Below are 13,875 nucleotides of genomic sequence, written 5' to 3' on the forward strand. Positions count from 1 at the left end.
GGCGGCACCCACCCCATGGCGCTCATCGCTCTCGCCGCCGACAAGGGTTCCCCCGGCGTCACCACCGCGGCCGTCGCCCTCGCGGCGGTCTGGCCGCGGCGTGTCCTGCTCGCCGAGACGGACCCGGCGGGCGGTGACCTCGTCTACCGCAGCGCGGCCGCGCACGGCGGACCGCTCAACCCCAACACCGGCATGCTCTCCATCGCCGCGACCGCGCGCCGCGGCCTCGTGCCGGACCAGCTCTGGGACCACGTCCAGCCGCTCAGCGGCGGACTGGAGGTGCTCGTCGGGCTCGGCATCGCCGAACAGGCCGCCGGGCTCGCCGGGTTGTGGCCCACCCTCGGGCACGCCTTCGCCTCCCTCGCCGACTCCCCGCACGCCGCCGCGGACGTCATCGCCGACTGCGGACGCATCAGCGGTGACACCCCGGCCCTCGAACTGTTCCCGCACGCCTCCCTGGTGCTGCTGCTGTCGCGCACCGAGCCGGAGTCCCTCGCGCGGGTGCGCGACCGGGCCGCCGCCCTCGCGGGCAAGCTGCACGGCGGGCCGCGCGGCGCCGCATCCCTCGCCAACCCGGTCATCGGCGTCGTCCTGATCGCCGACACCGGCACGGCGGGCAAGCTGGCCTCGCAGGTCAACGACATGCTGGTGCACGCCCAGACCGGCGCCCGCGTGGTCGGCACCATCGCCGACGACCCGGCCGGCGCCGACCAGCTGGCCGGCCGCAGGCGCGGCCGGCTCGACAAGTCGCTGCTGATCCGCTCGGCCCGCAAGGTCGCCGCCGACATCCACCAGCAGTACGGCGCCGCGTGGGCCGCCTCCGCCCAGGCGAACCAGGCCCCGCGCGCCCCGCAGGGCAACCACGCCCACCAGGGCGACCCCGCCCAGCAGCCCCCGCACGTCCCGCATCAGCAGGCGGGTCACACGCAGGGCCACGCGGGGGCCGGCACATGACCGCTGTCGACCACCAGTTGGTCAAGCGGTTCCGCCAGGACGCCGGCGACCGCATCGCCGAGCAGCGCCGGCAGGACCAGCTCAACAACGTCACTCCGATGTCCACGGAGGACGAACGGCAGTACGCCCGCGCCGTCATAGCCCAGATCCTGGAGGAGTACGCCCGCGCCGAGATCAACGCGGGCCGTACGCCGCTGGACGCCGAGACCGAGGAGCAGTACGCGGCCGCCGTGCACGCCGCCCTGTTCGGTGTCGGCCGGCTCCAGCCGCTGCTGGACGACCCCGAGGTCGAGAACATCGACATCAACGGCTGCGACCAGGTCTTCGTCGGGTACGCCGACGGCCGCGAGGTGCGGGGCGAGCCGGTCGCCGAGACCGACGAGGAGCTCATCGAGCTGATCCAGGTCCTCGGCGCCTACTCGGGCCTGTCCTCCCGCCCCTTCGACTCGGCCAACCCGCAGCTCGACCTGCGGCTGCCCGACGGGTCGCGCCTGTCGGCCGTCATGGACGTCGCCCGGCGCCCGGCGCTGTCCATCCGCCGCGCGCGCATGGGCAAGGTGTTCATCTCCGACCTCGTCGGCAACGGCACGCTGACCCCCGAGGTCGCCCACTTCCTGGCCTGCGCGGTCCGCGCCCGCAAGAACATCATGATCGCCGGTGCCACCAACGCCGGAAAGACCACGCTGCTGCGCGCCCTCGCCAACGAGATCCCGCCGCACGAGCGGCTCATCACCGTCGAACGGGCCCTGGAGCTCGGCCTCGACACCTTCCCCGACCTGCACCCCAACGTCGTCGCCTTCGAGGAGCGGCTGCCCAACTCCGAAGGGCAGGGCGCCATCTCGATGGCGGAGCTGGTGCGCCGGTCGCTGCGCATGAACCCCTCCCGGGTCATCGTCGGCGAGGTCCTCGGCGACGAGATCGTCACCATGCTCAACGCGATGTCCCAGGGCAACGACGGCTCGCTGTCGACGATCCACGCCAACAGCTCCAGCGAGGTGTTCAACCGCATCTCCACCTACGCCCTGCAGGCCTCCGAGCGACTGCCCATCGAGGCCAGCCAGATGCTGATCGCCGGCGCCGTGAACTTCGTCGTCTTCATCCGGCGGCGCAACGACTTCGGCAACGGCGGCCGCCTCCAGCGCATGGTCACCTCCGTCCGCGAGGTCAACGGCGTCGACGGGCGCGTGCTGTCCAGCGAGGTGTTCGCGGAGACTCCCGACGGCCGGGTCGTGCCGCACGCCCCCCTTGCCTGCCTGGAGGAACTGATGGCACACGGCTACCGGCCGACCGGGACCTGGGGGTGAGCCGGGGGTGAACACGACGACTCTCGCCGCTCTCGGCTCCATGGGCGGCCTGTTCTCCACCCAGGTCCTGTACTCGATCGGCAGCGGTGTCGCCGTCGGCGGCGGCCTCGCCCTGCTGCTCGTCGCCGTACGCGGACTGCCCGCCAAGCCCGACCACGAGAAGCAGAAGGCCGCGCAGCGGGCGAGCGAACTGCTCCGCTTCGCCGGGCAGCGCGGCTCCCTCGCCGCCATCGTCGGCCTGGTCGTGCTGCTGCTGACCCGCTGGGCGGTCGCCGGCATCGCGGCCGGTGTCCTCGTCTTCTTCTGGGACCGCCTCTTCGGCGGCGCCGGCGAGGAGCGGGCCGCCATGCGCCGCGTGGAGGCCCTGGCCTCCTGGACGGAGTCGCTGCGCGACACCATCGCCGGCGCCGTCGGCCTGGAACAGGCCATCCCGGCCTCCGCCCGCGCCGCGGCCCCCGTCCTGCGGCCCCACCTCGACGCCCTCGTCGACCGGCTGCGCGCCCGCACCCCGCTGCCCGAGGCACTCCAGCAGCTCGCCGACGAGATCGACGACGCCTCCGCCGACATCATCGTCGCCGCCCTGATCCTCAACGCCCGGCTGCGCGGCCCCGGTCTGCGCCAGGTGCTGGGCGCCCTGGCCAAGTCGGCCCGCGAGGAGGTCGACATGCGCCAGCGGGTCATGGCCCAGCGCGCCTCGACCCGCCGCTCGGTGCAGATCGTCGTCGCGGTCTCCATCGCCTTCGTCCTCGGCCTGTCCATCTTCAACCGCGACTTCGTCGAGCCGTACGGCACGGCGGTCGGCCAGCTCGTCCTCGCCTGTGTCTGCGGTCTGTTCGCGCTGGGCTTCTGGTGGCTGCGCAAGCTGTCCACCATCGAGACGCCCGAGCGCTTCCTCGTCCGCGACCAGGCGGGTGTCCGGTTCGTCCGTCCCCGGACGCCGTCGCAGCAGCAGCCGCAGCAGACGCTGCCGCAGGAAGAGGGGGCACGCCGGTGAACCTCACGATGCCGCTCGTCGTCGGCGCCGTCATCGGCCTCGGCCTCTACGCCCTCGTCCGCGCCCTCATGCCCGGCCGGCGCAGCCCGATCGCGCAGGTCGCCCGGATCGACGCGATGCGGGCGCGCGGCTCGGCGTACGAAACGGCGCGCGTCGAGCGCGAGACGGGCCGCCTGGGCGCACTGCGGGCCGAAGTCGGCCTGCGCGTCAGCGAGTTCTACCTCCAGCAGGGCTGGGAACAGCGCTCGCTGCGTGCGGACCTCGCGGTGCTGGAGCGCAGCTGGGAGAAGTTCCTGGCGACGAAGGTGCTGCTGGCGGTGGCCGGCCTGTTCTTCGGCCCGTTCCTCTTCGCCGTCGTGTGGACCCTGGGGATCGGCCGCAGCCCGATCATCCCGGTGTGGCTGGCGCTGCTGTGCGCGGCGGTGTTCTTCTTCCTGCCCGACCTGGAGGTGCGGCGCGACGCCGCGGCGAAGCGACGCGACCTGCGGCGCGTGATCGGCGCCTACCTGGACCTGGTGTCCATGAGCCTGGCCGGCGGACGCGGTCTGCCCGAGGCCCTGATGGCGGCGGCCGAGGTGTCCGACGGGTGGGCCAACCAGCGCATCAGGAACGCCCTGTCCGACGCCCGGATCACCGGCGTCAGCCAGTGGCAGGCGCTCGGCCAGCTCGGCGAGGAGATCGGCGTGGAGGAGCTCAAGGACCTCTCCGCCTCCCTGGCCCTGGTCGCGGACGACGGGGCGAAGGTGCGCGAGTCCCTCGCCTCCCGTGCCGAGACCATGCGGCACCGCGAACTCGCCGAGATCGAGGGCAGCGCGGGCGAGAAGTCCCAGTCGATGCTCGTGGCGCAACTGCTGCTGTGCGCGGGGTTCCTGGTGTTCCTGATCTTTCCGGCGGCGATGCGGGTGTTCCAGGTGCAGTGAGCCGGCCTCCCCGACCGAAGAACCCTCCGAACGGATCTCGAAAGGACAAGACGTCATGAACGGACGCACCTTCCACACCGGCATCCCCGCCGTGGACTTCCTGGTCACCTTCCTCCAGGCCCGCACCGAGCGCGCCCGCTCCGGCGAACTGGACCGCGGCGCCTCCGCGGTCGAGTGGGTCATCATCTCCGCGGTCGTCGTGGCGATCGTCGGGGTGGTGGCCGCCATCATCAACGCCGCGCTGAGCGAGGGCGCCAACAAGGTCGGCGACTGCATCAAGGGCGCGGACGCGGGCAAGACCTGCTGACCCGCTCAGGGACAACGGGGTTCACGGGGATGCCGGCAGAGCTGGGCAGACGGACACGCCGCAGGGTGCGGGCCGCGCGGAGACGGGCGGCCGCCGGCGGCGACTCGGGCATGACCGCGATCGAGTTCGTGCTGCTCACCCCGGTCCTGTTCTTCATGATCTTCGCGACGGTGCAGTTCGCCCTGTACTTCTTCGCGGACCACGTCGCCCAGGCGGCGGCCCAGGCGGGCGCGCGCAAGGCGCGCGCCACGGCCGACGAGCAGCCGGGCGCGTGGCGGGGCGAGGCGCGGGACGTGGTGGACAGCTACATCCGCCAGCTGGGCCCGCAGTTGGTCCTCTCACCGGACGTGACGATGCTGCAGCCGGAACAGAACACGGTCGGCGTGGAGATCGAGGCGCGCGTCCCCACCGTCTTCCCCGGCCTGGACCTGACGGTGCACGCACGGTCGGCCGGGCCCGTGGAGCGGTTCGTGCAGGAGGAGGGAAACTGATGCCGGGCTGCTCCTTCCCGCCGGAGAGCACCCGCGGGTTCCCGTCGGAGAGCCTCCGCAGGAGCGACGACAGCGGCCTGTCCACCGTCGAGGTCGTGATCCTCGCCCCCGTGATGATCCTGTTCATCCTCGTCCTGGTGGCCTTCGGCCAGCTCGTGGAGGGCCGGGGAGCCCTGGACGGAGCGGCCCGCGACGCGGCCCGCGCGGGCTCCATCCAGAAGAACCACGCCCTGGCCATGGCCGAGGCGAAGAAGGCCGCCGAGGCCGACCTGGCCGACGTCTGCTCGGGTCCGGTCTCGGTCGTCCAGACGAGCCGGGGCTTCGAGCCGGACACCATCTTCACGGTCGAGGTGAGCTGCCAGGTGCGGGGCCTGGCCATGCTCGGCCTGGACGTGCCGACCCGGCTGACGGCCAGCTTCAGCTCCCCGCTCGACCCGTTCCGGAGGTCGGCGTGAGAGAGGCCGGCGTGAGAGAGGCCGGCGTGCGAGAGGTCGGTGTGAGAGACGTGCCGCGGGCCGGGCGGTCCTGGTGGTCGGCGCGCCGCACCCGGCTGGACGACCGCGGCTCGGGAGCCGGCGCGGTCATCATCTTCGCGCTCGTCTTCCTCTCCCTCTCCGCGTTCGTCATCGACGGGGGCCTGTCCATCTCCAAGCGCGAACGCGCCGCCGACATCGCCGAACAGGCTGCCCGCTACGCCGCCCAGGACATCGACCGCGAGGCGCTCTACGAGAACGAGGGCGGCCCGGCCCCCATCAACTTCGCGAACTGCGACGCCCGCGTGAAGGCCTTCGCCCGCGAGATGGACCTGACGGGCCCGGACATCGCCGCGACCCACTGCGTCACGGCGAACGCCGACGCGGTGGAGGTCGAGGTGCAGCTCACGTACTCCCCGGTCTTCACCGGCATGTTCTACGGCGGCGACGTGACCGTGCGCGGCCGGGCGGTGGCGGAGAACCAGGTCGGCTGACGACTGCGGCCGGAACCTTCCGGGGATCTGCACACCGTTCACCGCGAGGTCGCGGAAATCCCCTCCGGGAAGCGGGACATGCGCGATTCCCCCGCCTTCCGCGCTCCGCGTGTCACGGGATACGGCGGATGGTGTGAAGGGAAAGGGCCGGCCGGTGACCGAACCACCACACCCATGAATAAGGACCCGTCGCTGCACCGCGTCCGAAAACCCCGCCCCTGGCCGTGCGTTGATCTCGCGTGCTTTGATCGGTCGCGCTTGAGCACCCCGAATTCTCGAAACGAAGGGAACCGCCTCCCATGGCCTTCACCCCGCAGATCGCGACCGCCCAGATGTCCGACGCCGAGCTGGACGGCATCGCCGGCGGGCAGGCGGGTGCCGCCGCGGGCGCCGGCGCCGCTGCCGGTCTCTGCGTCGAGACCACGGCCGCCGGTCTGACCGCCGGTGTCGGCGGCGGCGTGGGCCTCGCCGTCTCCCCGCAGGGCATCGCGGCGGACCTGCACCTCAACGCGGCCGTCGCTTCCTGACGCACCCGTCATGTCGTGCGCTTCCTGACGCACCCGTCGCGACGCACGCTCCCTGACGCACGCGTCGCGTCGCACGCTCCCTGACGCACGGGAAAAGGCCCCGGTCGGCCGGAACCGGGGCCTTTTCCCGTTACCCGGACAGCGGTCACCCGCAGCGGTCACTTCGTCTTCCGCTTGTCCTCGGTCCTCATCGCGTCGTTCACCTTCTTGGTGAGTTCGTCGTCGAGCTTCTTGAACTCGCGCACGACGGCGTCGGACATACTCGCCAGCGCGTCCAGCTGCTGGGTGATGTCCTCCCGCCCGTCCTCCCAGTTGGACTCGAAATCCCCGAGCGCGTCATTGACGCTGCCGTCACCGATGTCGTCCTGGTAGGCCTCGAAAAGCTTCTTGGTGTGGTTCAGGCGGGTCTTGAGGGAACGCAGCCGGCGCCCGAACCCCTCCAACTCGGTCAGCGGAAGCGCGAGATCACTCTTGCCCTGTCCCATGCCGCGGCCTCCCCCACGTCGGCGCGTCCTGCACCCTTTTCGTCCCAGCACCGTATCCCGGCCCTGATGTGCCTCCCGACGGTGAGTCCATAAGATCTCTGTAGGCTCGGCACACCCCCACCCTCCCCCGCCCGGCCGCACCGCCCGCCGCACACGACCCCAGGACACCCGCCATGCCGCGACGCCGCACCCCAAGCCCGTCAAGCCCGACGGGAGACACGACGGGAACGACGGCCCCGAGGAACCGGACGCCGCAGCCGGTGCGGATCCGGCGGCGGTCGTTCGGGGACTTCGTCAAGGCCTTCCTCGCGTTCGTCGCGCTGGCGGTGCTCCTGGTCGGTGTGCCCCTCGCGCTCGCCACGCAGATCGGCTGGCCGCTGCCCGACGGCGTGCCGAGCCTCGACTGGCTGCAGCAAGAGATCACCGTCCACACCTTCCTCAACATCCTCACCGTGATCGTGTGGCTGGCGTGGGCACAGTTCACCGCCTGCGTGCTCGTGGAGTTGAAGGCCGCGCTGTCGGGGGTGGGCGTACCGGGCCGGGTCCCGGGCGCCGGGCCCAGCCAGTTGCTCGCGCGCCAACTGGTCGCCGCGCTGCTGCTCGTCGGTGCCACCGCCGCCGGTTTCGCGCCCGGGCTGTCGCAGCTCGGGCAGGGGTACGACACCCCTCACCGGCCGACCGTGGCCGCGGCCCAGGCCACGCCCGGCCTCTTCGCCCAGCAGCAGGAGCAGGCCTCCGGTGCCGCGGCCGCCCTCGCCGAACAGGCCGCGCACGCCGCCGCCCAGGCCGACACCGCCGGCGGCACCGCCCGGCAGGGCGACACGAAGTACTACCGCATCCAGCCGCCCGAGGGACGCCACCACGACTCGCTGTGGGAGATAGCCGAACGCCACCTCGGCGACGGGCGCCGCTACAAGGAGATCTTCGAGCTCAACAAGGACCGCGTGCAGCCGGACGGGTCCAGGCTCTCCGAGGCCAGCCTCATCCGGCCCGGCTGGATCATGGAGATGCCGGGCGACGCGCGCGGCGGCGAACTCGTCGAGATGCCCGACGAGGCACCGAGCGTCTCGCCCGAGGTGCGGCAGCAGATCGCCGACTACGCCCGGACCGGCGACCACGCCCAGGGCGGCGGGGGATCCGGCGCGCAGGACGGCGGGTCCGGCGCGCAGGGCGGTGGGCACGAGCACACCGGTGGTGGCGCCGCCCACGAGTCCGTCCCCGAGCAGCAGCCCGCCCCCGACGGCGACCGGCAGCGGGCCACGGCGGCCACCGGGTCCGAGAGCGCCTTCGGCCTCCCCGAAGCCCTCCTGGCCGCCCCCCTCCTCGCCGCCGGCCTCCTCGGCGCCCTCGGGCGGCGGCGCCGGCAGGCGCTGTGGCAGTCGGCGCTGGGCTCGGTCGGCGGGCGGCGCGGCATGGAGCCGCCCACGCCGAGCGGGGACGCGCAGGACGTCCAGGACGCGCTGCTCGTCGGCGCCGACCCCGAGGGCGTCCGGCTGCTCGACCGGTCCCTGCGCGGTCTCGCCGCCTCCCTCGCCGCGCAGTCGCGGCCGCTGCCGGTCGTGTACGCGGCCTGGCTCAGCAACGGCGACCTGCACCTGCAGCTCGCGCAGCCCTCGGGGAAGCCGCCCGCGCCCTGGCAGCAGGGGCAGGACCAGACGTTCTGGATGCTGGCCCGCACGGACGCCGAGGGCTACGGCGACGTCGACACCGCCGCGCCCTACCCGGGCCTCGTCAGCCTCGGCACCATGGACGACTCGCGGCTGCTGCTGAACCTGGAGGCCGTGCCCGGCATCGTCTCCCTCTCCGGCCGCGAGGCCGACCGGGCCGCCGTCTTCGCGTCCATCGCGGCCGAGTTGGCCACCAACGGCTGGTCCGACCGCATGACCATCACGCTCGTCGGCTTCGGCGAGGACCTCACACCGCTGGCCCCGAACCGCATTCGCCACCTGGACGACGTCGAGGCGCTGATCGAGACCATGGAGGCCGAGACCCGGCAGCGGCGCGGAGCGCTGGGCGCCGCCGGGCACGACTCGGTGCTCACCGGGCGCACCGGGCCCGCCCAGCACACACGTTGGGCCCCGCACCTCGTCCTGCTCGCCGCCCAGCCCTCGGCCGAGGACGCCGTCAGGCTCGCCGAACTCGCCGCCGACGCCAGCCGGCTGGGCATCGGCTACCTCGTCGGCACCGAGACCGGTGATCTGCCCGGCGCCGCCTGGGAGATGGAGATCACCGCCGAGGGCAGGCTGCTCGCGCCCCTCCTCGGCCTGGAACTCGACGCCCAGACGCTGCCCGCCGCCCAGCGGCGCGCCGTGGTCGAGCTGTTCGTCGAGGCCGACCCGGACGGCCGCCCCGACGGCGACCCCCCGCACCGGCCGCCGTTCCTGGTCGACATCAGCGAGCAGGGACGCCCGGCCGTCTACGCCCGGCTCGTCGGGCCGTACGAGATCATCGGCCTGGACAGCCCGGACGGGGACCGCAGCGCCCTGCTGCACGAGGCGCTGGCGCTGCTGCTCCTGCACCGGGAGGGCGTGCACCCGCGGGTGCTGTCCTCGGCGCTGTGGCCGCGCGGCGTCACCGACGACGTGCGCGGCGCGCTGCTGGACCGGCTGCGCGCATGGCTCGGCACCGACCCCGACGGCACGCCCCGCCTCGGCACCGACGCCGCCGGGCGGCTCACCCTCGCCCCGTCCGTCGTCTCCGACCTGGACGTTCTGCGGTCGCTGTACTACGAGGCCACGCAGGGCAAGGGCGTCGGCAGCCGGGCCGTGCGCGGGCGGCTGCTCACCGACGCGCTCGTGCTGGTGCGCGGGCCGCTGCTCGCCGACCGGCCCGAGGGCCGCTACCAGTGGCTCACGCACGAGATCGTCGACGCGCAACTGCCGCTGCTGGTCGCGGACACCGGGCTCGCGCTGAGCGCCTTCCACAGGGAGAAGGGCCGCGAGGAGAAGGCCATCGAGGCCCTGAACGCGGCGCTGCGCACCGCCCCGGAGGACGAGCGGCTGTGGCACGAACTGCTGCGCGCCACCCACGCCACCGGAGAGGCGGACCGGCTGACGGCCCTCGCCGGCGACCTCATCGGCCGCAGCGGGGCCCGCGGGCTGCCGCCGCGCACGGAGGCACTGCTCGACGAGCTGCTGCCGACGTGGCGTGACGCGATCGCGGCGGCGGGATGAGCACCGGGCTGCTGGTCCTGGCCGCCGCGCTGTGGGGCGCGGCGGCGGGCGCGTCGCTGCCGCGCGCGGCCTACCGGTTCTCGGCGCCGTCGGGGGAGCCGTGGCGGCGTCAGTGCCCCGGCGGGCACGCGGTCAAGGGCTGGCTGGGCCCGGCCTCCTGCCGGGACTGCGCGGAGCCCGGGTACGGTCCGCGCGCGATCCCCCTGGCCCTGGCCACGGCGGCCGTCTGCGCCGCCCTCGCCGCCGCGACCGGCACCCGCCCCGAGGCCGGGGTCTGGCTGCTGCTCGCCCCGGTCGGGGTCCTGCTCACCGTGGTCGACTTCCGGGTCCGGCGCCTGCCCGACCCGCTCACCCTCCCCTTCGCCGCGGCCGCCCTGGCCCTGCTCGGCCTCACCGCGCTCGTCCCCGAACACGCGGGGCAGTGGACGACCGCCCTGCTGGGCTCCCTGGCCCTCGGCGGCGGCTACTTCGTCCTCTTCCTCGTCAATCCGTCGGGCATGGGCTTCGGCGACGTCAAACTCGCCCTCGGCGCGGGCGCCGCCCTCGGCTGGTACGGCTGGTCCACGGTGATGCTCGGCACCTTCGCCGGCTTCCTCCTGGGCGCCCTGTACGGCGCGGCCCTGGTCCTGACCCGCCGGGCCACCCGCAAGACGGCCATCCCGTTCGGCCCGTTCCTGATCACGGGCGCCCTCCTGGGCCTGCTGGTGGGGGCGTACACGGCCTGACGTCCGGCCCTCCCGACCCCTGGCGTACGCTGGGCGGGTCCGTCCACAACCCTTACGAAAGGGACGCCCGGTGACCGAGAAGGCCGACCTTCAGCCCATCCTCGACCGTGCTGCCGCCGGTGGGCGGATCACCCCGGACGAGGCGCTCGCGCTGTACCGGGACGCCCCGCTGCACGCCCTGGGCGCCGCCGCCGACGCGGTGCGCCGCCGCCGGTACGCCGGAACCGAGCACATCGCGACGTACATCATCGAGCGCAACATCAACTACACGAACGTCTGCGTCACGGCGTGCCGGTTCTGCGCCTTCTACGCCGCGCCGAAGGACACCGCCAAGGGCTGGACGCGCGACCTCGACGACATCCTGCGCCGCTGCGCGGAGACGGTCGAGCTGGGCGGCACCCAGATCATGTTCCAGGGCGGGCACCACCCCGACTACGGTGTCGAGTACTACGAGAAGCACTTCAGGGCCATCAAGGACGCCTTCCCGCAGCTGGTGATCCACTCCCTCGGCGCCTCCGAGGTCGAGCACATGGCCCGCATCTCCAAGGTAAGCGTGGAGGAGGCCATCCAGCGCATCCACGCCGCCGGCCTCGACTCCTTCGCCGGTGCCGGCGCCGAGCTGCTGCCCGAGCGGCCCCGCAAGGCGATCGCCCCGCTGAAGGAGTCCGGCGAGCGCTGGCTGGAGATCATGGAGATCGCGCACAACCTGGGCGTGGAGTCCACCTCCACGATGCTGATGGGCACCGGTGAGACCAACGCCGAGCGCATCGAGCACCTGCGCATGATCCGGGACGTGCAGGACCGCACGGGCGGCTTCCGCGCCTTCATCCCGTACACGTACCAGCCCGAGAACAACCACCTGAAGGGCCGCACGCAGGCGACGCTCTTCGAGTACCTGCGGATGATCGCCGTCGCCCGGCTGTTCATGGACAACATCGCCCACATCCAGGGCTCGTGGCTCACCACGGGCAAGGAGGTCGGCCAGCTCTCCCTGCACTACGGCGCCGACGACCTCGGCTCGATCATGCTGGAGGAGAACGTGGTGTCGTCGGCCGGCGCCAAGCACCGGTCGAACCGGATGGAGATCATCGACCTCATCCGCAAGGCGGGCCGGGTCCCGGCCCAGCGCTCCACCACCTACGAGCACCTCGTCGTGCACGACGACCCGGCGAACGACCCCGTCGACGACCGCGTCGTCTCGCACATCTCCTCCACGGCCATCGAGGGCGGCACGGCTCACCCCGAGCTGAAGCTGCTGGCGTCCAACTGATCCGACGGTGCTGACGATTCACGCCGCCCCGCTGGTCCTCCCGGCGGGCGCGGACCCCGTCGCGGACGGCGCGGTCGCGGTCGACGGCGACCGGATCACGGCCGTCGGACCGTACGAGGACGTCGCCGAGGAGACGCCCGGCGCGCGGATACGGCGCTGGCCGGGCGTGCTCACGCCGGGCCTGCGCCAGTGGCACCCGCTGTGGCTGCTGCGCCAGTGCTACCACCCCGACCCGCGGGAGGCCGGTGAACTGGGCGAACAGCCCCTGTGGGGCGAGCGGCTGGCCGCGCTCGGCGAACTCGGCGAGACCCGCTGGGCGGGCAGCGTACGGCGCGGCGTGCAGCGGATGCTGCGCTACGGCACCACGGCGGTCGCCTCGCCCGGGGCCCGCTTCCGCGACCCGCTGGTGGCCATGGCCGTCGCCCGGTCCGGCCTGACCGTCGTCGGCACCACCAACGCCCCCGGCACCCTGCTCGGTGAGCGGCCCGACCTCGATCCGTTCGCCGAGGGCCACGACCTGCGCGGCACGGTCCACGGCCCGCTCACCATCGGCGGCCGGGCCGACCTGGCCGTGTTCGACGTGCCCGACGAGACGGCCCTGCGCGAGCGCGGCGCGGTCACCTGCGTGGCGACCGTGCTGGCCGGCCGGCTGGTGTACCGGGCCCGCTGAGGCCGACGGGTTCAGCCCGCGACGGCCCCGAACGCCTCGCCGAACGCCCCCGAACCCTGCGTCACACCACTGCAGTCGGTCGCCGCCCGGCCGGTCCCGCGGCCGGCCGCGCACTGCCGGTCCCGGGCCGTCGACCACATCGACACCCAGGCGATGCCCCGCTCCTCGGCGAAGGCCCGGACCTCGGCCGCGTCGGCGAGCGTGAAGGTCTCGCCCGCGACGTCGTTGACGCCGATCATCGAGGTGAGCGCCATGCCCTGCCAGGCCTCGGCGTCCGACGTGCCGAAGACCTGCCGCAGCTGCGTGTGCGCGGCCCTGGCGGCGGTGAGCGCGTAGCCGCCCATGTCGCCGTCGTAGGACGAGCCGTAGTTCATCGTCATCAGGTTGACCGTGGAGACCTGCACACCGTGGTCGTTGGCCGAGGCGAGCAGGGCCAGGCCGTCCTCGTCCAGGCCCGACGGCATCACCGGCAGCGTGAACGAGACCTCCAGGCCGTCCCGTTGCTCCTGCAGCCGTGCGATCGCCCGCGAACGCAGCGCGACGGACGCGGAGTCGGACAGGTCGTCGCCCTCGATGTCGAAGTCGGCCAGGGTGGTGCCGGCCGCGTCCAGGGCCGCGCCGTAGGCCGCAGCCAGTGCGGAGACACTGCCGCAGTTCGCCGCGAGTTCCTTCCCGGAGGCGCCGCCGAAGGAGACCCGGACCCGGCCGCCGTCCTCCTTGAGCGCCGCGACGCGGGCGGCGACCGCCGGGTCGTCGAGGGCGTGGGTGCCGTTCCAGCGCGGTGTGCAGTCGCTGCCCTCGGCGATGACGAAAGCCAGGTTGTACGTCGTGGGCGAGCCGGCCGTGTCGGTGGCGGCGGCGTCGGTGGCGCTGACGTACGGGGCGTACGAGGTGCCGGGCCCGGCCGTCGCCGAGGGGGTCGCGCGGGCCGGGCCGTCCTGGCCCGAACAGCCCGCGGCGGCCAGGGCGAGGGCGATCAGACAGCCGAGACCGGCGGCCGGCCTTCGCGAACTCCTCATGACACGCGCTCCCGTTCTCGTGACGTCCCAGGGGTCGAGGACTCAGTACGTTTCCCGGCCGCAAACGTC

15 protein-coding genes are annotated in these 13,875 nt (G+C 73.3%); 13 read left to right on the forward strand and 2 right to left on the reverse strand.

The genetic code is table 11. The features are described from left to right. Positions 1-15: 15 nt before the first annotated feature. From ACIGAN_RS28275 to ACIGAN_RS28315, 9 genes are all read left to right on the forward strand, one after another. Positions 16-954, forward strand: a complete 939-nt coding sequence (locus ACIGAN_RS28275; protein WP_399861843.1) for a hypothetical protein — start codon at positions 16-18, stop codon at positions 952-954. Beyond that, positions 951-2,258, forward strand: coding sequence for a CpaF family protein (locus ACIGAN_RS28280; protein ID WP_365088696.1), 1,308 nt, complete (start codon positions 951-953; stop codon positions 2,256-2,258). The genes ACIGAN_RS28275 and ACIGAN_RS28280 overlap by 4 nt, the downstream gene beginning before the upstream one ends. 40 nt (positions 2,259-2,298) lie before the next feature. Next, entirely contained in the window at positions 2,299-3,252 is a 954-nt protein-coding gene (locus ACIGAN_RS28285) for a type II secretion system F family protein (protein ID WP_365741716.1), read from the forward strand. After that, complete coding sequence (locus tag ACIGAN_RS28290) at positions 3,249-4,172, forward strand: type II secretion system F family protein (protein ID WP_399861846.1); 924 nt, start codon at positions 3,249-3,251, stop codon at positions 4,170-4,172. The genes ACIGAN_RS28285 and ACIGAN_RS28290 overlap by 4 nt, the downstream gene beginning before the upstream one ends. A gap of 55 nt (positions 4,173-4,227) precedes the next feature. Then, entirely contained in the window at positions 4,228-4,479 is a 252-nt protein-coding gene (locus ACIGAN_RS28295; protein ID WP_031107180.1) for a hypothetical protein, read from the forward strand. Between the two features lie 29 nt (positions 4,480-4,508). Beyond that, positions 4,509-4,970 carry a TadE family protein gene (locus tag ACIGAN_RS28300; protein WP_365088698.1) on the forward strand — a complete coding sequence of 154 codons (462 nt, stop codon included), beginning with the start codon at positions 4,509-4,511 and terminating at the stop codon, positions 4,968-4,970. Next, positions 4,970-5,425 carry a TadE/TadG family type IV pilus assembly protein gene (locus tag ACIGAN_RS28305; protein WP_365741682.1) on the forward strand — a complete coding sequence of 152 codons (456 nt, stop codon included), beginning with the start codon at positions 4,970-4,972 and terminating at the stop codon, positions 5,423-5,425. Before ACIGAN_RS28300 ends, ACIGAN_RS28305 begins: the two co-directional genes overlap by 1 nt. A gap of 41 nt (positions 5,426-5,466) precedes the next feature. Continuing rightward, positions 5,467-5,937 (forward strand): TadE/TadG family type IV pilus assembly protein, encoded by a 471-nt coding sequence (locus tag ACIGAN_RS28310; protein WP_365741680.1) that lies wholly within the window; start codon positions 5,467-5,469, stop codon positions 5,935-5,937. A 299-nt stretch (positions 5,938-6,236) separates the two neighbouring features. Next, on the forward strand, positions 6,237-6,464 hold the full coding sequence (locus ACIGAN_RS28315) for a hypothetical protein (protein ID WP_399861849.1): 228 nt from the start codon (positions 6,237-6,239) through the stop codon (positions 6,462-6,464). A gap of 158 nt (positions 6,465-6,622) precedes the next feature. On the opposite strand, the gene ACIGAN_RS28320 is transcribed toward ACIGAN_RS28315, so the two are convergent. Continuing rightward, positions 6,623-6,949, reverse strand: coding sequence for a hypothetical protein (locus tag ACIGAN_RS28320; RefSeq protein ID WP_365741678.1), 327 nt, complete (start codon positions 6,947-6,949; stop codon positions 6,623-6,625). Between the two features lie 173 nt (positions 6,950-7,122). On the opposite strand from ACIGAN_RS28320, the gene ACIGAN_RS28325 reads away from it, so the two are divergent. From ACIGAN_RS28325 to ACIGAN_RS28340, 4 genes are all read left to right on the forward strand, one after another. Further along, on the forward strand, positions 7,123-10,122 hold the full coding sequence (locus ACIGAN_RS28325) for a BTAD domain-containing putative transcriptional regulator (RefSeq protein ID WP_399861853.1): 3,000 nt from the start codon (positions 7,123-7,125) through the stop codon (positions 10,120-10,122). Next, complete coding sequence (locus tag ACIGAN_RS28330; RefSeq protein ID WP_365088704.1) at positions 10,119-10,847, forward strand: A24 family peptidase; 729 nt, start codon at positions 10,119-10,121, stop codon at positions 10,845-10,847. The genes ACIGAN_RS28325 and ACIGAN_RS28330 overlap by 4 nt, the downstream gene beginning before the upstream one ends. A 70-nt stretch (positions 10,848-10,917) precedes the next feature. Beyond that, positions 10,918-12,117: a cyclic dehypoxanthinyl futalosine synthase gene (gene mqnC, locus ACIGAN_RS28335; protein ID WP_399861855.1), complete on the forward strand. Its 1,200-nt coding sequence runs from the start codon at positions 10,918-10,920 to the stop codon at positions 12,115-12,117. 7 nt (positions 12,118-12,124) lie between these two features. After that, complete coding sequence (locus ACIGAN_RS28340; RefSeq protein WP_365741672.1) at positions 12,125-12,787, forward strand: imidazolonepropionase-like domain-containing protein; 663 nt, start codon at positions 12,125-12,127, stop codon at positions 12,785-12,787. Between the two features lie 11 nt (positions 12,788-12,798). Here ACIGAN_RS28340 and ACIGAN_RS28345 read toward each other — a convergent pair whose 3' ends face one another. Beyond that, on the reverse strand, positions 12,799-13,806 hold the full coding sequence (locus ACIGAN_RS28345; protein ID WP_399861858.1) for a chitinase: 1,008 nt from the start codon (positions 13,804-13,806) through the stop codon (positions 12,799-12,801). Between the last annotated feature and the right edge of the window lie 69 nt (positions 13,807-13,875).

The organism is Streptomyces sp. NPDC085931 (assembly GCF_044540565.1).
In the GTDB taxonomy this organism is placed as follows: Bacteria; Actinomycetota; Actinomycetes; order Streptomycetales; family Streptomycetaceae; genus Streptomyces.